This window comes from Gordonia polyisoprenivorans NBRC 16320 = JCM 10675 (assembly GCF_000241325.1).
Lineage (GTDB): Bacteria > Actinomycetota > Actinomycetes > Mycobacteriales > Mycobacteriaceae > Gordonia > Gordonia polyisoprenivorans.
Genome location: NZ_BAEI01000057.1, coordinates 170789 through 194177, shown reverse-complemented (window position 1 = coordinate 194177; position 23389 = coordinate 170789). Strand labels below are relative to the sequence as shown.

Annotated in this window: 2 protein-coding genes (1 of these 2 only partly in view); both read left to right on the top strand. The window is 68.0% G+C overall.

The window, feature by feature from the left end; translation table 11 throughout:
- On the top strand, window positions 1-8325 hold the full coding sequence (locus tag GOPIP_RS14500) for a non-ribosomal peptide synthetase (RefSeq protein ID WP_050955266.1): 8325 nt from the start codon (window positions 1-3) through the stop codon (window positions 8323-8325).
- A protein-coding gene (locus GOPIP_RS14495; RefSeq protein ID WP_006370453.1) for a non-ribosomal peptide synthase/polyketide synthase crosses the window boundary here: on the top strand, window positions 8322-23389 show its 5' portion. It continues 25219 nt past the right edge of the window; the window shows 15068 of its 40287 coding nt (coding positions 1-15068); its start codon is at window positions 8322-8324; the stop codon falls past the right edge of the window. Before GOPIP_RS14500 ends, GOPIP_RS14495 begins: the two co-directional genes overlap by 4 nt.

Genomic DNA, 23389 nt, shown 5'->3' with positions numbered 1-23389 from the left:
ATGGATGACGTTCGAAAACGAGAGGTGTCGGTACAGGTGGCGATCGCCGAGCATCGCACGAAAGCGCAGGTCGCAGCGGAGACCCCGCTGCAGTACCTGCCGCTCACCGCGGCTCAGCGAGGCATGTGGTTCGCCGAGTCGCTGGCACCGGACTACTCGGTCAACATTGCCCAGTACCTCGACATCCGTCATCCCCCGGGCGGTCTCGACATCGAGTTGCTCGCCGAGTGCTCCATCCACGTCGGCAAGCACCTGGAGTCGCCCTACACCCGCCTCGCCGAGGTCGACGGCGTGCCGATGCAGTTCGTCGATCTCGATTTCGATCAGCAGGTCGACATCCTTGACTTCCGCGCCGAACCGGACCCGGCCGGTGCGGCACTGGCCTGGATGCGCGCGGAGTACCAGCGCCCCGTCGATCTGCTCAACGACCAATTCGTCATTGCCGCAATTCTGCAGGTCGGCGACGAACGAACGTTCTTCTACAACCGCGCCCATCACATCGTTCTGGACGGTTACGCCGCGCTCACCGGGGTGCGGCGGACCATTGACCGATACAACGCGCTCCGGCGCGGTCTGGTTCCCGACGACAAACAGCTCGCCACGATGGCCGAGATCGTCGAGTACGAGCAGAGCTACCAGAACAGCAGTCGACGCGACGCCGATCGTGCGCACTGGCTCGAGCGGGTCGTCGACCTTCCCGAGCGGGTCACGCTCTCGACGCGGTCGGCGGCGGTTGCGCCGCTCTCGTTCGCCAATGTCGTGTCGAGTCAAGAGCTCGAGCCCGCGTCGCAACGCCGCCTGGAAGCCCTGGCCACGGAGCTGAACAGCTCGATTGCCGTGTTGCTCACCGCCGCGTTCGGCGCCTACCTGTCGCGGGTGACGGCCAACGACGACATCGTGATGAGCCTGCCGATCACCGGGCGCACCAACGTGAAGATCAAGCGGTCGGGCGGCATGGTGTCCAACATCGTGCCCATCCGGCTGCGCGATCCCCAGGGCAAGTCCGTCCGCGATCTCATCGCCACTGCGCAGCTCGAGCTGACCGGAGCGCTGCGCCACCAGCGATACCGGTCGGACGACATCCGGCGCGACGCCGGACTCGACGCCGGTTCGACCTCATTCGGCCCGGCGATCAACATGGTCTTCTTCGACGAGCCGGTCGCCATCGACGGCACCGAGTCCGACTACCGGATCCTGACGTCGGGAATTCTCGAGGACCTGCTGATCAACATGTATCAGTCGGGGCCCGCCGCGCCGCTGGTCGTCGATCTCCACGGCAATCCGGGCCTGTATACCCAGGCCGAACTCGACGCCCACCACGCTCGCTTCCTGCACTTCCTCGAGAACTGCCTGGCGCCGGAGTCGCTCGATCGACCTGTCGGCGCCATCGAGATGTTGACGCCCGCCGATCGGGCGATGCTGGCCGCCTTGGCCGAACCCGCAGCACACGGCTCGGGCGAGCCGGCGACGATCGTCTCCCGATTCGGCGAGGTTGCGCGTCGCCATCCGGATCGACCTGCGGTCACCGACGCGCGCGGCGTCACCGTCACCTATCGCGAACTCGGGGCGCAAGCGGCCGCGGTGGCCGCAGCCCTGCGGGCCCGCGGTGTCGGGCCCGGCGACCTGGTGGGCGTGGCCACGGCACGCCACACGACGCTGGTCGCAGCCATCATGGGCGTGCTCACCGGTGGCGCGGCATATCTGCCGCTGGACACCAGCAACCCCGTCGACCGGCTCTCATTCATCGTCGGTGACGCGGCTCCGGTGTGTGTCATCGTCGACGACGACGCCTCGCGACCGGACTGGAGCGGAACGTTCCCGGTGGTCTCGGTCGACGAGCTGATCTCCGAGGGTGCGACCGCGCCGGCACCGCCCGCGGTGCCCGACGACACTCTCGCCTACGTCATCTACACCTCGGGGTCGACCGGCCGACCCAAGGGTGTCGAGATCACCCACCACAACGTGATCGCACTGTTCGACGCGGCGCAGGAGCAGTTCGAGTTCGGTGCCGACGATGTGTGGTCGGTGTTCCACTCCTATGCGTTCGACTTCTCGGTCTGGGAGATCTTCGGTCCGCTCCTCACCGGGGGGCGTGCGGTGATCGTGGATCGCCAGGTCGCGCGTGCGCCCGCCGAGTTCCTGGAGGTGCTTGCGCGCGAGAATGTCACGGTCGTCTCGCTGACCCCGTCGGCTTTCGGTGTCCTGGCCGAGGCGCGTCGACGCACACCGACCCCGTTGTCGTTGCGGTACATGGTGTTCGGCGGCGAGGAGCTTCGGTTCGACGAGGTCGAGCGCTGGTATGACGCCTTCGGCGACGAGGTCGCTCTGGTCAACATGTACGGGATCACCGAGACCACGGTGCACGTGACATACCGTCCGCTTGATCCCGAGTTGGTCCGGGGCGAGAGCAGCAGCTTGATCGGACAACCGTTGTCCACGTTGGGTGTGCGCATCCTCGACAACCGTCTCCAACCGACTCCCGAGGGCGCGATCGGTGAAATCTACGTGGTCGGTGAGCAATTGGCCCTGGGATACCGCAATCGCGCGGCGCTCACCGCAAGCCGATTCGTCGCCGACCCCGACGGCAGTGGCCGTCGGATGTACCGGTCGGGCGATCTCGGCCGCCGCGTCGGTGACGACGTCCAGTATCTGGGCCGGGCCGACACGCAGGTGCAATTACGTGGGTTCCGTGTGGAACTCGGCGAGGTCGAGACCGCTCTGCGGTCCGTCGGCGGCGTCACCGCTGCGGCCGCCGTGGTCCTCGACGCCCGAAATGCCGGTGGCGCCAAACTGATCGGGTACGCGGTGGTCGATCCCGCTGCGGGCCTCGACGAGTCCTCGATCCGCGATGCGGTACGAGCAGCGGTGCCCACCTACATGGTCCCCGACCTCGTGATGCTGATCGACGAGCTGCCGATCACCGCCAACGGAAAGCTTGATCGCCGCGCCCTGCCGACGCCGCGATTTGCCCGTGATGAGCGGGTCGCCTTCATCGCACCGTCCACCGCGCGGGAAATCGCCGTCGCCTCGGTTATCGGTGACGTCCTGGACGTGACGCCCATCGGCATGCACGACAACATCTTTGCGCTCGGCGCCGATTCGCTGACCGCCGCTCGCATCGTCTCGCGGTTGCGGAGCGTGGCGCGGCTGTCGGTGTCGTTGTCGGACGTGTTCGAAGCGGGCACGCTCGCCGAGATCGTCGCCGCAGCGGTGCCGACGCAGGACGCCGCTGCCCTTCCGCTCCCCGGGCAGGTCGAGCGGCCGGTGCGTATCCCGTTGTCGCTGAGCCAGCAACGTCTTTGGTTCATCAATCGGCTCGATCCGGCTTCGGGGGCCTACAACATCCCGGGTGCGGTTCGGCTCGGCAGCGACGTCGACGCGGACGCCCTCGCCGCCGCCGTCGGTGACCTCGTGTCCCGCCATGAGCCGCTGCGGACCACGTTCCCCGATGACGACGGCGAGACCTTCCAGTCCATCGGCGAGATCGACGACGTCACCGCTGCAGGTGTTTTCGGTGTGGAGGCGGTCGACGCTTCAGCCGTCGACGCTCGGATTGCAGACCTGTCGGTGATCGGTTTCGACGTCACCAAGGACTGGCCGCTGCGAATTCGGTTGCTCGCGGTGTCCGACTCTGCGGACAGTGCCTCTGGAGAGACAGTCGGCGGCAGCGTTGATCACGTGCTGGTCGTCGTCGTACATCACATCGCGGCCGACGGTGCGTCTCTCGGGCCCTTGATCACCGACCTGTTGACCGCGTACGCCGCCCGCGCTCAGAGGCAGGCTCCCGAGTGGACGTCGTTGCCGGTGCAGTTCGCCGACTTCGCCGTGTGGCAGCGTTCGGTGCTGGGGGAGGAGGCCGATGCCGACTCGGTGATGGGTCGTCAGATCGCCTTCTGGCGCAAGGAGCTCCAGGGCATGCCGGAGCTCATCGGGCTGCCGACCGACCGCCAGCGGCCCACGCGTCCCACGGGCGCCGGCGGCTACGTCGACACGATGCTCGACGCACAAACCGTCGAGCGGCTGCACGCCCTCGCCGCGCACCACGGCGTCACCTTGTTCGCGGTCTTCCACTCGGCGCTCGCGGTGCTGCTGTCGCGGCTCAGCGGTGGCGAGGACATCGCCATCGGCACCGCCATCGCCGGTCGTGACGAACCCGAATTGGCCGATCTCGTCGGGATGTTCGTCAACACCGTGGTGCTGCGCACCCGGGTGCAGCCCGCCGACGGTCTCACCGATCTCCTCGCCTCGGCTCATCACACTCGCGCACAGGCGCTCGGTCACGGCGACGTGCCCTTCGAGCAGGTGGTGAATGCGGTGGGGGCCCGACGATCCCGGTCGCACTCGCCGTTGTTCCAGGTGGAGCTGGTCATGCAGCACGATCAGGTGGTGGGCCGGCTTGATGCGGAGTCGGGACTCGGGTTGATCGACGCCCGCCCGCCGTTCGCCAAGTACGACCTCTCGCTGAACGTGATCGAGTTCGGTCCGGTTGCCGACCACTCCGAGCAGATCTCGTTGTCCTTCGGCTACTCGCGAGAGCTCTTCGACCACAGCACGATCGAGCGCTTCAGCCACTACCTGCACGACATCCTGGACCGCATGGCGGCGACCCTGGAGGAGGCGCAGGACCGGCCGCTCGACGACTTGTTCTGGTTCCCCGATTCGGAATTGGACGTCGTCGCCGGCTGGTCGAGGGGATACTCCGAGGAGATCACCCGGCCCCTGCTGCTGGCGGCAGCGGCGTCCGAGCGGCGCGCCACGGCGCTCGTCCACGACGGTCGGCGGGTGTCGTACCGCGAATTCGCCGACCGCGTCAACAGCCTGGCCAGGGAACTGATCGGTGTCGGAGTCGGTCCCGATGTGGCTGTCGCCGTGTGTATCCCGAGGTCGGTCGAGCTATTGGTCGCGCTACACGCGGTGATCACGGCCGGTGGGCAGTATGTCCCGATCGATCCCGACGCACCGCTCGACCGCGGCGAGTACATGGTCGAGATGGCCGGCGTCGGCACGGTGCTCGTCGGTCCCGGTGCGCTCCCGCCCGTGGTGTCCGGCCTCGCCGACCGCGTCTGGGTGCACACGGTGGATGCTTCCGCGCCGATCGAACACGCCGTCGCCCCGGTGACGACCGACGAGCTGATCGCGCCACTGCTGCCCGATCACGCCGCCTACACCATCTTCACCTCCGGATCGACTGGAAAACCCAAGGGCGTCACCGTCTCCCATCGGGCGATCGTCAATCGACTCGAATGGATGCAACGGCATTACCCGCTGAGCACATCCGATGTGGTGTTGCAGAAGACGCCCATCACCTTCGACGTGTCGGTGTGGGAGCTCTTCTGGCCGTTCATGGTCGGTGCCAGTCTGGTCATCGCCGAACCCGGACGTCATGGTGACCCGGAGTATCTGGCGTCGCTGATCGAATCCGAGGGCGTCACCACGATGCACTTCGTGCCGTCGATGATGTCGACGTTCGCCGACGTGACCGGGCCGACCCGGATGGCCGAATTGAGTTCGCTGCGACTGATGTTCACCTCGGGGGAGGCCCTTGCGGCGCCGACTGCGCGGTCGGTGCTGTCCGCGTTGCCCGGCCTGGGGCTACACAACCTGTACGGTCCCACCGAGGCCGCGGTCGACGTCACCGAGTATCACGTCGGGGCCACCGATACGGCGATCCCGATCGGGCGACCCGTCGCCAACACCACCACGTTCATCCTCGATCGCCGGCTGCGACCGCTCCCGGTGGGTGTCCCCGGCGAGTTGTATCTCGGTGGCGTCCAGCTCGCCCGCGGATACGCCGCACAGGGCAGGCTCACGGCGGAACGGTTTGTGGCGGACCCGTTCGGACCTCCGGGATCCCGTCTGTACCGCACCGGCGACCTGGCACGGTGGAACACCTCGGGCGACATCGAATACCTGGGACGCAACGACTTCCAGGTGAAGCTCCGGGGACAGCGCCTCGAGCTCGGCGAGATCGAGGCCTCGCTGGTCAACGTCCCGGGTGTCGTGCACGCTGCGGCGACGGTGATCGAGTTGGCCGCCGGTCAGAACCTGGTCGCCTACTATTCGCCCGACACCGTGGCGCCCGACACGGCCGCGGCCCACCTCGCCGAGCATCTGCCGGAATTCATGGTGCCGACGATCTGGATGCCGATGGAGCAGATGCCGCTCAACTCGGCGGGCAAGGTCGACCGTCGTGCGCTGCCCGAACCGGTACTGGCCACCGCCCCGTTCGTCGGCCCGAGCACCGATACCGAGCGGATCATCGGGGCGGTCTTCGCCGAGGTCCTCGGCGTCGAGAAGGTCAGCGTCACCGAGTCGTTCTTCGATCTCGGCGGAAACTCCCTGAGCGCCACCAAGGTTGCCGCGCGATTGTCCGCCGAGCTCGGGATCAAGGTCCCGCTGGCGGCAGTGTTCGACGCGCCGTCGGTACGCGAGGCCGCACAGCATGTGCGCGGTATGGACACGCCACACCACCGGCCGGTGCTGGCCCCGGCCCGGCGCGGCACGAGCGCGCCGCTGTCGGCCGTCCAGCGCGGCATGTGGCTGGTCAATCGAGCCGATCCCGCATCGCCGGTATACAACGTGGCGATCGCGCTCCGATTGTCCGGAGCGCTCGACCGGACGAGCGTCGACCACGCCTTCGCGGACCTGGTGAGCCGGCACGAGTCGTTGCGGACGATGTATCCGATGCTCGACGGTGAGCCGGTACAACTCGTCCTCGAGCCCGAGGCCGCATTGACGCGCATCGAACGGTCGGTGCGTGACGTCCGCGGTGATGTCGATGCCGAGATCGCGACGGTCACCGGTGGCGGGTTCGACGTCACGGCCGGGCCGCCGCTGCGACTGGCGCTGCTGGCGGTCGCTCCCGACGACCACGTCCTCGTCTTCGTGGTGCACCACATCGCCGCCGACGGCGCGTCGATGATGCCGCTGGCCACCGATTTCATGGCCGCATACACCGCTCGGGTGAGCGGTGTCGCACCGGCGTGGGAACCGCTCGCCGTGCAGTACGCCGATTATGCTGTGTGGCACCATGATTGGCTTGACACGCAAGGCCCCGACGGCCGGACCGAGGCGACGCGGCAGCTGGACTACTGGACCGGGCGGCTGGCCGGTGCGCCGGCGAGGCTCGAGTTGCCGACCGACCGGGTGCGGCCGCGTGTACCGACATTCGCCGGTGACGAGGTCGTCTTCGAGGTTCCCGGCGAGTTGGTCGGCAGGCTCGACGCCGTTGCCCGCCAGAACAATGCCACCCTGTTCATGGTCATGCACGCGGCGTTCGCGGTGCTGCTCAGCCGCCTCACGGCGCAGCGCGACATCGTCATCGGTACGCCGTTCGCAGGTCGCGAACAGGCCGAGCTCGACGGCGTGATCGGGATGTTCGTCAACACATTGGCCTTGCGTACCCAAATCCGCGAGGAGGAGAAGTTCGCCGAACTACTCCAGCGGGTTCGCCACGATGACCTGGCGGACATGGCCAACGCCGACATCCCCTTCGACTCCATCGTGTCGTCGGTTGCGGCGGCGCCGGCGACCAGCCATCACCCGATTTATCAGGTGATGTTCGCCTATCAGAACTTCGCTTTCCCGACAGTGGATCTGGCCGATCTGACCATCACCCCGGTGTCCGAACAACTGGTGCCGGCCAAGGTGGATCTGCAATTGACACTGTTCCCCGACGATCCGCACGCAACACCTGGCACGAAGGACTCCGATGTGATGAAGGGTCAACTGATCTACGCCAAGGATCTCTACAACCGCAGTTCGGTTGAGCTGCATGCGCAGCGGTATCTGCGGGTGCTCGAGGAAGTCGCCGAGAACCCGCAGGTGCTCGTCGACGACATCTCCATCGCCACCGATACCGAGGCGCAGGCCGCACTCGACGCGGCGGGCCACGGATATCATTCGCTGTCGATCCCCGAACTCGTCGCGGCGGCCGCGAACGCCGCGCCGGATGCGGTGGCGGCCAGTCACAACGGAACCGAGGTGACCTTCGCGGTGCTGTCGGCGATCACCGATACGATGGCGAGCGCACTACCGGATGCCGACTCGGCGCTGACGACCGCGCTCATGAGCCTGATCCCCGACGTCGCCGTCTCCGGACCGCAGGCGCTCGGGGACGTCCTCGGCGATCTGCGATCGAATTCGCTGGTCGCCGTGGGTGATTCGGCAGGTGCCGGCAGGAGTGCGACCAACGGCACTGCGACCAACGGCACTGCGACCAACGGCACTGCGACCAACGGCACTGCGACCAACGGCACGGCGATCAACGGGACCTCGATCAACGGGGTGGCGAACATGGCGAACAAGGGAATGACTCCAACGTGACAGAAGTCGATTCAAGGGCCTCAGCGATAGCCAAGACCTGGGGTCCGCGCCCGTCGACTCTCCATCTGATCGCCTTCGCAGCCGGATCCGTACCGAATTCGATTGCGATCGATGCGCCCGCCGGCCCGGTGACCTTCGCCGACCTGCACGCGCAGGTCGCGGCGACGGCGCAGGTGTTCGCCACCCAGGGACTCGACACCGAGGCAGCGGTGGGTGCGGGCGTGACGCGGGCGCTCATGTCGCCCGGGCACAGCCCGCAGGATCTCGCCGAGGCCACACGACGCGCGATCGAGCAGGTGCGCAGCCGCGCGCTCGACGTCATCGGCAGTCACGATCTGGGATCGCTTGTCGGACTGTTCGGATCGGCGGTGGCACGCTTCGGCGGCCGGACCGCGGTGAGCGACACCCATCGCCACCTGACCTACCGTGAACTCGACGAGCGGTCGGCGCACCTCGCCGACGCATTGCGGCATGCGGGTGCCGGACCGGGCCGCCTGATCGGTGTCGCGCTGCCCCGCGACGTCGACCTGATCGTTGCCCTCGTGGCGATTCTGCGCACCGGTGCCGCGTATCTGCCGCTCGACCGCGGCCAGCCGCCCGCGCGTGCACTGTCCATCATCGGCGACGCCGAACCCCTCATGGTCCTGGTCGACGACGAACTCGCCGCGCAGTGGGCGGAGGCCGCAGCGCCACTGGTCTCCCCGGCCGACATCGAGCGTCGGTTCGCCGACGGGACAGCCGAGCCTGCCGAGTCGCCGGACGCCGCAGCGGCGATCGACGACCGCCTGCCCGCATACCTGATCTACACCTCCGGTTCCACCGGAAAACCCAAGGGCGTGGTGGTGTCGCACCGTCAGGTGGTGGCCCTGCTCGCGGCGGCCGCGGACGACTTCTCCTTCGACCACAACGATGCGTGGACGCTGTTCCACTCGTACGCGTTCGATTTCTCGGTATGGGAGATCTGGGGCCCCCTGACCACCGGTGCGCGGCTGGTGATCGTCGACCGCGACGTCTCCCGTGACCCCGGAGCGTTCCTCGAATTGCTGGCTGCGCAGCGGATCACAGTTCTCAACCAGACACCGTCGGCGTTCTACCAGCTGGTCGCGCAGCGTCGCCGCGCGCCGCTGGACCTGTCGCTGCGCTATGTCGTCTTCGGTGGAGAGGCACTGAGTTTCGAGCAGGTTCGCCGATGGTTCGACGACAACCCCGCCGATCACGCGCAACTGGTGAACATGTACGGCATCACCGAGACGACAGTGCATGTCAGCTACCGGCCGCTGGACCGGGACGCCGTCGCCGCCGCCGACGCCTCCTTCATCGGGCGTCCGCTCTCCTCGCTCGACATCCACATCCTGGATGGCCGGCTGCGGCCGGTGCCCGAGGGCGTCGTCGGTGAAATGTACGTCACCGGAACACAACTCGCACAGGCATACCGTAAGCGGCCCTCGCTGAGTGCGACTCGCTTCGTCGCCAACCCGTTCGCCGCGGACGGTTCACGGATGTACCGGACCGGTGACCTCGCGCGTCGAGTCGGGGAGGACATCGAGTATCTCGGACGTGGCGACGATCAGGTGCAGTTGCGCGGATTCCGCATCGAGTACGGCGAGATCGAAGCAGCCCTGCTGGGGGCAGCGGGGGTCAGCGCAGCAGCCGCTCGCGTGATCGACCTCCCCGGGCGCGGTGAGATCCTCGTCGGATACGTTGTCGCGGACGAGGACGCGCACGGCGCCGCCGGTGACGGCAGTGCTCTCGACGTCGCGCAGGTACGACGGGTCGCGGGACGAGCGGTCCCGGACTACATGGTCCCCGATGTCGTCGTCGAGGTGAGCTCGTTGCCGTTGACCGGCAACGGGAAACTCGATCGCGCGGCCCTCCCGCGCCCGAATCTGACCGCCGACACCGAGATCGTCGCGCCCGCGACGGCCACCGAGACCGCGCTGAAGGCGATCGTCGTCGAGGTGCTCGGGCTCGACGACATCAGTGTGACGACCTCGGTCTTCGACGTCGGCGGCAACTCATTGCTCGCGGCGCGGATCGTCGGCCGGGCCGCGGAGACGCTGGGGGTCGACCTGAGCGTGCGGGATCTGTTCGAGGCGCCCACAGTCCGCGAACTCGCGATCACCGCCGACGCCACCCGCCCGGGACTGCCGGCCATCGAGGCCGTCGTGCCCCGCCCCGAGCGAATTCCGTTGTCCCTGGCCCAACAACGGATGTGGTTCATCAACCGCTTCGACCCCGCGTCGGCTGCCTACAACATTCCCGCGGTGCTGCGGCTCGACGGCGATGTCGACACCGACGCCCTGCGCGCGGCACTGCTCGACGTCATGCGCCGGCATGAGGTGCTCCGCACCACCTACCCCGAGACCGAGGGCACGGCGGTCCAGCAGGTCGCGGACATGACCGTGGCCGAAGCCGCACTTGACTGGCGCATCGGTGACGAATCCGAAGCGCGTGCAGCGCTTCTCGCCGGATTCGACCTGCGCGACGAGCTACCCGTCCGAGTCCGGCTGACCCAGGTGTCGGCAACCTCCTGGGCGATGGTGCTCGTGTTGCACCACATCGCCTGCGATGGTGAGTCGTTGGCCCCGCTGGTCGCCGACCTGATCGCCGCGTACGAGGCGCGTTCACAGGGCCATGCACCCGAATTCACGCCGCTGCCGGTCCAAATGGCCGACGTCGCCCTCTGGCAGGAGCGGGTCCTCGGTGCCGCCGACGACCCGGATTCCCTGATCGGCGCGCAATTGTCGTATTGGGCAACCCAACTCGACGGCGCCCCCGATGTGATCGAGCTACCGACCGACCGGCCTCGCCCGGCGATCGCCTCGCAGCGCGGCGCCCGAGTCGATTTCGACGTGCCCGCCGAACTGTCCGAACGAGTGGGTGCGCTGGCACGCGAACGCGGCCTGACGCCGTTCATGGTGGCCCATGCCGCGCTGTCGGTGGTGCTCGCGCAACTCTCGGCGACCGACGACATCACCGTCGGCACCCCGATCGCCGGCCGCGGCCAATCGGTTCTCGACCCGATGGTCGGCATGTTCGTCAACACACTGATCTTGCGGACGACCGTCGAGCCGCACATGAGCTTCGACGACCTCCTGGCCGAGACCCGACGGATCGATCTCGAGGCGCTCGCTCACGCCGACCTGCCGTTCGAGGCGATCGTCGAGCGGGTGAACCCCATTCGGTCCCAGGCGTATGCGCCGCTGGCGCAGGTGTGGTTGTCCTTCGATCAGTCCGCGATCACCGAGTTGGCTTCGCAGAGCGTCGATATCGGTGTTGCGGGCGGGTTGCGGGTCAGTGCCGCCGAGCCGCCCGAGATCTCGTCCAAGGTCGATCTGACCGTCGGTATCGCCGACTCGTCGAGCGGATGGCAGGGATCGATCGTCTACGCGACCGACCTCTACGATCCCGAGACCGTCGCGGTGTTCGCCGAGCGGTTCGTCCGTGCGCTCGACGGGCTCACCGGGGACCCGGCGCGACCGGTCGGCGACGCCACGATTCTCTCCACGCTGGAAGCTGCTGCGCTGCAACGGTGGACGTCGGACGGCTCGGTCCGCCCCGGCGCGGCCACGGTTGCCGAAGCGCTCGGTGCGGCTCACCTCGCCCACGCCGAGCAGATCGCCGTCGTCGACGCCGGGAACCGTGCTGAGGGTTCGAGTCCGGGGGGTTCGAGTCCGGGGGGTTCGAGTCCGGGGGGTTCGACGCAGTGGACGTACGCCGGATTCGGTGCTCTGGTCAACGCCCTCGCGCGGCGGTTGATCGGCCTCGGTGTCGGCCCGGACGTTGCTGTTGCCGTCGGGATTCCGCGCTCGCCGGAGATGCTCGTGGCCGTGCACGCGGTGATCGTCGCCGGCGGTCACTATGTGCCGGTGGACCCGGAGGCTCCGGCCTCGGTGGTCGCCCATCTGCTCGATACGGCGCAGGTGGCCGCGGCCCTGACGATGTCCGACGCCTCGGGTGTCTTCGCCGACGCGGCTGATCGCCTGCCGGTCACCATCGTCGACCTGACCGAACTCGAACGCGCGGATGGGCGCCCGGTGACCGATCGGGATCGGCTCGCACCCCTGCGCCCCGATCACGCTGCCTACACTCTGTTCACCTCAGGCTCGACCGGACAACCCAAGGGCGTCACCGTCTCCCACGGGGCCCTCACCGCGCTGCTCACGTGGTTCACGCCCGCCGGCATCGAACCGCGGGACGAGCGCGTCCTCGTCAAGACCCCGTTCACCTTCGATGCGTCGGTGTGGGAGTTGTTCTGGCCGTTGATCGTCGGCGCACACGCCGTCGTGGCGGGTGTGGACGACCATCGCGAACCAACCGCCGTGGCCCGCAGCCTCGCCGAGTACGACATCACCATGGTGCAGTTCGTCCCGTCGATGCTCTCGGTATTCCTCGACGAGGTCTCCGACGCGGCCGCCGCGCTGTCGACGGTGCGCCGGATCTACACCGGCGGTGAGGCATTGACGCCGGCGTTGACGCAGTACACGCTCGCCGCGGCACCGCACGCGACGGTGATCAACCAATACGGGCCCACCGAGATGACCGTTGACACGACGATCGCGACGCTCAGCGAGCCGGTCGAGACCGTCACGATCGGCCGGCCCGCCCCGGGTGTGCTGGTCCGAATCCTTGACCGACGTCTGCGTCCGGTCCCACCGGGTGTGCCCGGCGAGCTCTATCTCGGCGGCCCTCAGATGGCCCGTGGTTACGCCCGGGCGTCTGCGCTGACCGCGGAGCGATTCGTCGCCGACCCCTGCGGTCCGGACCTGTCGGGTGCGCCGGGACAGCGTCTCTATCGCACCGGTGATCTGGCGCGATGGACCACCGACGGCGACATCGAGTACCTGGGGCGCACCGACTTCCAGGTCAAACTGCACGGGCAACGGATCGAACTCGGTGAGATCGAGTCGGTGGTGTCGTCGGTTCCCGGCGTCGTCGCCGCAGCAGCCGACGTCCGATCGTCGGCGGCCGGGGACGCACTGGTCGCCTACGTGGTCGGTCACCCCGGCGACACGCTTCGCACCGAGGTCATCGCCGATGCAGTGGCCGACCGGCTGCTCGCGCACCTGCGGCCGTCGGTCTGGGTGGTACTCGATGCCATGCCCCGCAACAGCGCGGGCAAGATCGACCGCCGAGCGCTTCCCGATCTGGCGCCCGCGGCGCACACCGAGGTCGTCGCGCCGTCGACGCCCGCCGAGACGACCATCGCCGCCGTCGTCGCCGAGGTGCTCGGCGTGGACCAGGTGTCGGTGACCGATTCGTTCTTCGACATCGGCGGGAATTCGTTGGCCGCCATGCGCGTCGCCGCCCGAGCGGGTGCGGCACTGGGCGTCGACATCGCCGTCCGCGATCTCTTCGACGCACCGACGGTCGCCGATCTCGCACGCCGGGTGGCCGGCCGTGGTGTCGGGCTTCCGCCGGTGCGGGCGCATCACCCGCGCCCGGAGCGCATCCCGCTGTCCTACGCGCAGCAACGGATCTGGTTCATCAACCAGTTCGACACCTCCTCGGGCGCCTACAACATCCCGATCGCGCTGCGCCTCACCGGCAAACTCGACCTGTCGGCGCTGCGCGCGGCCATGGTCGACGTGATCGACCGCCACGAGGTGTTGCGTACCACCTTCCCGTCCGTCGAGGGCGCGCCGCGTCAGGTGGTGACCGACCGATCGCTGACCGGCTCGCGGCTGGACTGGGCGGTCGTCGACGACGAGTCGGAGCTGTTCGCTGCCGCGACAGCGGGATTCGACGTCACCGCTCACCATCCCATCCGAATCCGGATTCGGCACGTCGAGGATCTCGAACACATCGTGCTCATCGTGGTGCACCATATCGCCGGCGACGGCGAGTCGATGCGCCCGTTGGTCACCGACGTGGTGACCGCCTACCATGCCCGCTCACGTGGTCGCACACCGCAATTCGCGGAGCTGGCAGTGCAATTCGCCGACGTGGCACTGTGGCAGCAGGAGGTGCTCGGCTCGGCTGCCGACCCGGGGTCGGTGGTGTCGGCGCAATTGGCGTACTGGACCGACCGGCTCACCGGTCTACCGGATGTGCTGAGCCTGCCGACCACGCACCCACGCCCGGCCGTCGCCTCGATGCGTGGCGCCGAGGTCGGCTTCGAGATCCCCGCCGGCACCGCGGAATCGGTGCGCGCACTCGCCGCGGCACGCGGGATCAGCGAGTTCATGATCATCCACGCCGCGCTGGCGGTGCTGTTGTCGCGGCTGGCCGCCACCGATGACATCGCGATCGGTACCCCGATCTCGGGCCGGGGAGACCAGGCTCTCGACCCACTCGTCGGCATGTTCGTCAACACGCTCGTCCTGCGGACCGCGGTCGACGGTGCCGACACCTTCGCCGACTTCCTCGACGCGGTCCGCCAGACCGACCTCGACGCGTTCGCCCATGCCGATGCACCGTTCGAGACCGTCGTCGACGCCGTGTCGCCGACGCGCTCGGAAGCTTTCGCGCCGCTGACCCAGGTCTTGCTGACGGTGGAGCAGAATCCCGTTGACCCGTCGGCGATGGTTGCCGACCTCGACGACCTCGCCGTCGGCGTCCTGGAGATCGAGGAGACCTCCGCGAAGGTCGATCTCACGGTCGGTGTGCGCGCCGGACGCACCGGCGCGTGGACCGGACGGGTGAACTACGCGACCGACCTCTTCGACGCGCGCACCGTCGAAACCATGATGTCCCGGTTCGTGGACTTGCTCGGACACCTCGTGGCCCAGCCCGAGACAGTGATCGGCGACGCGCCGCTCCTCGCCCCTGCCCAGGCGGCGGCACTGACGCCGGTCGCCGGGCCACGTGGCCGCGCACCGATGCTGCTCGCCGACATCTTCGACGAGGCCGTCCGCAGGTTCCCCACCTCGGTCGCCGTCTCCGACGAGACGCGCACCCTGACCTACGCCGAGCTGGATGAGGCGGCCAACCGACTCGCACGCCACCTCCTTGCCGCGGGCTCTGGACCAGAAGCCCTCGTGGCCTTGGCGATTCCGCGGTCGGTGGACCTGACGGTCGCGATCTGGGCGGTCGCGCGCACCGGCGCGGGTTACCTACCGATCGACCCCGATCACCCCGAGCAGCGGATCGCCGGCATGCTCGCCGATGCCGGTGTCGCACTGGGCCTGTGCCCGCGTGCGTTGGGGCAGAGGTGGGAGAACAGCGAGATCGCCACCACGACCACCTGGATTCACCCCGACACACCGGAGGTGGCCGAGACGATCGCCGGACTGTCGCCGGAACCGCTGCACCACAATGAGCTACACGGCGAGCCGACGCTCGATTCGCTCGCCTACGTCATCTACACCTCCGGCTCCACCGGTCGCCCGAAAGGGGTGGGCGTCACCCACCGGGGCATCCGCAACTTCGCCGACACGGAAACGAGGATCGCGCGCGCACAACCCGATTCGCGAATCCTGGGATTCGCGTCGCCGAGCTTCGACGCGTCCGTACTGGAATATCTGCTGGCCGTCACCGCAGGGGCGGCACTGGTGTACCGCCCGGCCGACGCCGTCGCCGGTGCACCGCTACAGGAGTTCGTGGCACGCGAACAGCTCACCCATGTCTTCCTCACACCGACGGTGCTGGCGTCGCTCGACCCGGCCGAACTGCCCACGGTGGGTACCGTTCTCGTCGGTGGCGAAGCGATGCCGGAAGCACTGCGGGACCGGTGGGCGCCGTCGGTGGAGTTGCACAACATGTACGGTCCCACCGAGACCACCGTCGCCGTCACGATGAGTGCGGCGATGACCGCGGGTGGTCCCGTGCTCATCGGATCACCGATCGAGGGGACCGAACTGCTCATCCTGGACGAGCGGCTGCATCCCGTTCCGGTGGGCGTGCTCGGTGAGCTCTATGTCGCCGGACCCAGTCTCTCGCGAGGCTACCTGCACCGTCACGCCTTGACCGCGGAGCGGTTCGTCGCCAATCCGTACGGCGCTGCGGGGCAGCGGATGTACCGTACCGGTGACGTCGTCCGGTGGGTCGAGGGCGACGGCGGGTTGTCCGTCGGTTACGGCGGTCGCAGCGACGATCAGATCAAGCTGCGTGGCCTGCGCATCGAACTGGGCGAGATCGAGTCCGCCCTCGCGACACATCCGGCGGTCGACTCGGCGATCGTGGTCGGCGTCTCCGCGGACGGAGCCATCGCCGGCAGCGGTGAGTCGGTCGTGTCCGGTCTCGCCGCCTATGTCGTGCTCCGGTCGCCGGTCGATACGGCAACCCTCGGCGAGCATGTCGCGCAGCGACTTCCGCTGTACATGGTGCCCGGCAGCATCACGACGCTGGACGCACTGCCGTTGACCGTGATCGGCAAGCTCGACCGCAGGGCACTGCCCGCCCCGACCCCGACGCTCGACGCCGCCTACGTCGCTCCGCAGGACCCCGTCGAGCAGCAGCTGGCCGGTATCGTCGCCGGACTGCTCGGCATCGAACGGGTCGGCGTGACGGACTCGTTCTTCGGCCTCGGCGGAGACTCGATCATGTCCATCCAGCTCGCCTCCGCAGCGCGGGCCGCAGGACTCGAACTGTCGCCGCGGGACATCTTCGAACACAAAACGATTCGTGGGATGGCTCGCGCCGTCGCACGCCGCGGCGACGTCGTCGCAGCGCTCGAGGAGCCCCACGGCGGTGGCGTCGGGCCGATGCCGATTCCGCCCGTCGTCTCGTGGGTCCTCGAACACGCCGACGCGCCCGAGGATTTCGCCGACTTCTCGCAGTCGATGGTGCTCCACGCCCCGGCCGAACTCACCGTGTCGGCGCTCCGCGAGGTCATCGGTGCCGTGGTCGCCAACCACCCGATGCTCACCGCCGCACTCACCGAGATCGACGGTCGGCCGCACCTCGAGGCAGGGGCCGGGCGATTCGACGGACAGAGCGCGGTCACCCAGTCCACCGGTTACGGCGGAGAGGCCGAGGGTGCTGCGCTGATCACCGCGGCGTTCCGCGAGGCCTCCATGCGACTCGATCCCGCACTCGGGCAACTGGTATCGGCGGTTCTTGCCGGGACCGGGGAACTGCGTCGCGTGGTCATCGTCATCCACCACCTCGGTGTCGACGCCGTCTCGTGGCGCGCGATCATCGAGGATCTGGTGACCGCCTGGGGCCAATACCTCGCCGGTGAGCCATTCGCCTTGAGGCCGGAGGCGACCTCGGCACGGGCCTTCGTCGGAGCGGTGCAGAGCCAAAAGCGTGCTCGGCAGTCCGAACTCACCTACTGGCTCGCCCGTGCGCGCGCCACCGATCTCGGCGTCGAGATCGACCACGGACGCGATCGCATGTCCACCACCGCCGAGATCGTGCACACCATCGACACGTCCCTCGCCGAACCGTTGCTCACGTCGGTACCCGCGGCCTTCCGCGGCAACGTCAACGACGCACTCGTCGCCGCGCTCGCCCGCGCGGTGCGGTCCTGGCAACGAGACCGCGGTATCGCCGACGAGCAGCCGGTCACCATGCTCATCGAGGGACACGGACGCTACGAGGAGGTGCTGCTGCGCGGCGCGGCCCCGCGCACGGCCGACCTGTCGCGCACCGTCGGATGGTTCACCAGCGTCGCCCCCATCGCCATCGATCCCGACGGTGACGCCGCTCGAACCGTGAAGAGCGCCAAGGAAGAACGCGTCGGCCGGCCCGACAACGGCATCGGTTTCGGTCTGCTCCGCGCGGATCGTGGTGGCGCACTCGCGCAGGCGCCGCTGCCGTCCATCGCATTCAATTACCTCGGCAACGTGGCGGGGGATTCCGCCGACGGCCTCGTCGGGACTCTGCTCCCGGACCCGGATGCGCCACGACTTCCCGGCACGGTCACCGGTGCGATGGTGGCCACCGCCCTGATCACCATCACCGCAGGGACCGTCGTCGGCCCGGAAGGCCGCCGACTGCAGGCCGGGTTCGGCTTCCCGGCAGGCGCACTGAGCCATGACGACGTCGACGACCTCGCACGGCGCTGGGAGAACGAACTCGCCGCGATCGTCGAACACGTTGCCTCCGAGGGCGATCCGGGCCTTTCGCCGTCGGATGTCGTCGGTGCCGCGGTGACGCAGGACGACCTCGACGAGCTGGCCCGACGTTACCCGCGCGCCGACATCTGGGCGCTGTCTCCGTTGCAGCGCGGGCTGCAGTTCCAGGCCGAACTCGCCGCCGCCGGGCGGGAACAAGGGGCCGTCGACGTCTACATCGCACAGGCGGTGCTCACCCTCGACGGAGACGTCGATGCCGAACGTCTCCACGCCGCGGTACGCGCGGTCTTCGACGAACATCGCGTGCTGCGTTCGTGTTTCGTCCGGGTGGGAAGCGGCGAGGTCGTCACGGTCGTCCCCGAGACGGTCGAGGTGCCGTGGCGGGTTGTCGACATCACGGACCCGGACGCGGCCGCTGCGGCGGGAGTGGACGGTATCGCGCAAGCCGAACGAACCCGCCCCTTCGATCTCGAGTCCGCGCCCCTGATGCGGTATGTGCTGGTGCGCAACGGAACCGAGTCCACCCTCATCGTCACCAGCCACCACATCCTCATCGACGGCTGGTCGTCGCCGCTGATCCTCGCCGACCTCTTCGCGATCTACACCACCGGCCGCGCCTACACCGCCACGGCGACCGAGCACACCGCCGACTACGCCGACTACCTGCGCCACATCAGCCGTGCCGACACCGCTGCCGGCCTGGCGGCCTGGCGATCGGTTCTCGACAGCGTCGTCGATCCGACTCTGCTCGCACCACGCCTCGAGGCCACCACCGAGATGCGCCCCCGCGATCACAGCCTGCTCCTCGACGCCGAATTGAGCACGGCCATCGACGAACTGACCCGCTCGCGTGGGGTGACCGTCTCCACGGTCATGCAATTCGCCTGGGCCGCACTGTTGTCGCGGATCACCGGCGAGCAGGTCGTGGTCTTCGGTGAGACCGTTTCGGGTCGTCCGGCCGATCTCGACGGTGTGGAGATGATGGTTGGGTTGTTCATCAACACGCTGCCTGCGGTGGTCGACGTCGATCCCGACGTGTCGATGGCGCACATTCTCGACACGATCCAGTCGAGCAAGATCGCAGTCCTCGACCACCAGCACATCGGCCTGCCGGACCTGGCCGCGCTGGTCGGCAAGGGGCCGCTGTTCGACACCCTCACCGTGCACGAGTCCTACCCGGTGAATGCCGAATCACTCACCGGCGCAGGCGCTGTCGGAGGCATCGGAATCAAGGACCTGAGCGCCTCCGACGCCACCCAGTATCCACTGAACCTCGTCAGCGGCGTCATCGGCGATCGGATCGAACTCAAACTCAAGTACCTTCCTGCCGCATTCGACGCGCAACAGGTGCAGGTTTTCGCCGACATTCTCGTCCGGGTGTTGCGTGGTCTGGTGGCGGATCCGGGTGCGTCGGTGTCGTCGGTGTCGTTGGTGGATGAGGACGCCTACCGCGGGTCGTTGGTGGCCCCGGTGGTGGAGTCGGTGCATGCGGGTTGTTCGTTGGTGGAGTTGTTCGCTGATTCCGTGGGGCGGTTCGGTGGTCGTGGGGCGGTGTCGGCGGGGTCGGTGACGCTGTCGTATGGGGAGTTGGGTGAGCGGTCGGCCGCGGTGGCGGCGGGGTTGCGGGCTCGTGGTGTGGGTGCGGGGGACTTGGTGGCGGTGGCGCCGTCGCGGTCGGTGGATCTGGTGGCGGCGATCGTGGGTGTGTTGCGGGTGGGTGCGGGGTATTTGCCGTTGGATGTGAGTAATCCGGTGGATCGGTTGCGGTTCATCGTGGAGGATGCGTCGCCGCGGGTGGTGGTGACCGATGAGGTGTCGTCGGGGTTGGGATTGTGGGGTGAACTCGGCGCTGGTGTGGATGTGGTGACGGTGGAGTCGCTGGCCGCGTCGGGTGCGGGTGGTGGTGTTGATGATGTTGTGGTGCATCCGGATTCGCGTGCGTATGTGATTTACACGTCGGGGTCGACGGGTCGGCCGAAGGGGGTGGAGGTCACTCATCGTGATGTGGTGACGTTGATGGATTCGGCTGCGGGTGATTTCGAGTTCCGGGCTGATGATGTGTGGACGATGTTCCATTCGTATGCGTTCGATTTCTCGGTGTGGGAGTTGTGGGGGCCGTTGCTTTCTGGTGGCCGTCTGGTGGTGGTGGACCGTGAGGTGGCGCGGGTTCCTGAGGAGTTCGTGCGGTTGGTTGCGGTCGAGGGTGTGACGGTGTTGAGTCTGACGCCGTCGGCGTTTTATCAAGTGGCGCAGGCGCGTCGGCGGGTGCCGGGGTTGTCGTTGGGGTTGCGGTATGTGGTGTTCGGTGGGGAGGCGTTGAGTTTCGAACAGGTGCGTCGGTGGTTTGATGACAATCCTGCCGATGATGCGCGGTTGGTGAATATGTACGGGATCACCGAGACGACGGTGCATGTGAGTTTCCGGCCGTTGGATCGTGCGGTGGTGTCGGCGGGGGATGCGTCATACATCGGTCGTCCGTTGGTGTCGTTGGGGATTCATGTGCTCGATGAGCGGTTGCGTCCGGTGCCCGACGGCGTGGTCGGCGAGATGTATGTGGTGGGTGGGCAGTTGGCGCAGGGGTATCTGCGGCGGTCGGGGTTGACCTCGACGCGGTTCGTGGCGTCGCCGTTCGGTCCGGTGGGTGCGCGGATGTATCGGACGGGTGATCTGGCGCGCCGGGTGGCCGGTGACATCGAGTATGTGGGTCGTGGTGACGCGCAGGTGCAGTTGCGTGGGTACCGGATCGAGTTCGGGGAGATTGAGGCCGCGTTGTTGTCGGTGCCGGGTGTGGGTGCGGCGGCGGCGCGGGTGGTGGAGTTGCCGGGTCGTGGTGAGCAGCTCGTCGGGTATGTGGTCGGTGAGCCGGGTTCGGTGGTCGAGGCCGCGCAGGTGCGTGCGGCGGTGGCTCGGGTTGTGCCGGGTTACATGGTGCCGGACTTGGTGGTTGAGGTGGCCGGGCTGCCGTTGACGGCGAACGGTAAGTTGGATCGTGGGGCGTTGCCGTTGCCGGAGGCCGAGGTGTCGGTCGGTGAGGCGGTGGCGCCTGCGACGGCAGACGAGGCTCGGGTTGCTGCGGTGTTCGCCGAGATCCTCGGTGTCGACGAGGTGGGGGTGACCGCGAGTTTCTTTGATTTGGGCGGCAATTCCTTGTCGGCGACACGGTTGGCGGCGCGGACGGCGGATGCGTTGGGTGTGTCGGTGTCGGTGCGTGACATCTTCGATGCCCCCACGGTTCGCGAGCTTCTCGCGCGCACGCGTGGACATGCGCGCGCACTACCGCCGGTCACCGCGGTCACGCCACGGCCGGAACGTATCCCGCTGTCCTTTGCCCAGCGACGGATCTGGTTCATCAACCGATTCGAACCCGACGCGCCCACCTACAACATCCCGATCCTGTTGCGCGTCACGGGCGGACTCGATCGCCCGGCACTGCGCGCCGCCATCGGTGACGTCGTCGCCCGACACGAGATCCTGCGCACCACCTTCCCCGACGCCGACGGCACACCGCACCAGGTGATCCACCCGGTGGAGTCCATCGACGCCATGCTCGACTGGGCCGAGGTGACGACCTCCGAAGGGCTCGAATCGGCCGCAACAGCGGGATTCCGCCTCGGCGAGGCGCTCCCGCTGCGAATCCGCGTTCTCCGGGAGGCCTCCGAGGCTCCCTCCGACATCGTCGCCCTGGTCCTGCACCACGTCGCGGCCGACGGGGAATCGATGGCCCCTCTGGTCTCCGATCTGCTGGCGGCCTATCACGCCCGCACGGACGGACGACGCCCTGAGTTCGATGCTCTGCCGGTGCAATTCGCCGACTTCGCACTGTGGCAGCACCGGGTGCTCGGCGACGCCACAGAACCCGGCTCGGTACTCGGCACTCAACTCGACTACTGGACAACACAATTGCGGGGCCTGGCCCCGGTCCTGGACCTGCCCACCGATCGGCCACGTCCGGCGATCGCCTCACATCGCGGTGCGCGGGCAGACTTCGAGATCCCCGCCACGCTCACCCGCGACATCGCACACCTCGCTACCGCAGCCGGCGTGACACCGTTCATGGTGGTTCACGCCGCGCTCGCGGTGCTGCTGTCCCGTCTGGCCGGCACGGACGACGTCGCGATCGCCACACCGGTCGCCGGTCGCGGCAGCCGCGATCTCGACCTCCTCGTCGGGATGTTCGTCAACACCCTCGTGCTGCGCACCCGAGTCGACGGGACCGCGGACTTCCGCGCGCTTCTCGACGACGTTCGCGTCACCGACCTCGACGCCTTCGCCAACGCCGAGCTCCCGTTCGAGACGCTGGTCGAAGCGCTGGACCCGGTGCGCTCCGAAGCTTTCGCGCCCCTCGCGCAGGTCATGCTGAGCTTCGATCAAGCGGTGGCCGGCATGGCCGGCGATGCAACTGCCGGAGGTGCACTGGCAGCCGGCGAGGTCGCGGGCCTGACCGTGACGCCACTGGCCGCACCGTCGGTTCCGGCCCAGGTCGACCTCACGGTGACCCTGGCGAGCAGCGCTGCGGGACAACCATGGTCGGGGTCGGTGCTCTACGCCACCGACCTCTTCGAAGCCACGACGATCGCCGCCTTCACCGACATGTTCGTGCGTGTGCTGTCGGCGTTGGCCGCCGACCCCGACACTGCCGTCAACGATGCCTCGCTGATCGCCCCCGACGTCGCCGAACAGGTGGGCCGCTGGTCCGTCGGCGCACCAACGGCGCCGGTGTACAAGACGATCCCGACACAGATCGGCGAGACCGTACGCCGAGCCCCCGACGCCGTGGCTCTCATCAGTCGAGCGCGGCACCTGACCTACGGTGAGTTCGGTGCCCGTGTCCGAGATCTCGCCCTCCGCCTCATCGATGAGGGCGTCGGACCGGATACCGCTGTGGCGGTGAGTATTCCACGCTCGGCGGAGATGATGATCGCCGTGCACGCCGTCCTCGCGGCAGGTGGACAGTATGTACCGATCGATGTCGAGGCACCGGCCGCGCGGATCACCGCGATGGTCCACTCCGCTGCCATCACCGTCGCTCTGGTCTCGGCCACGACCACCACCCTGACCGCCGCCGCTCCGGATCTCGGCCTGACAATCCTTGTTGTCGACGC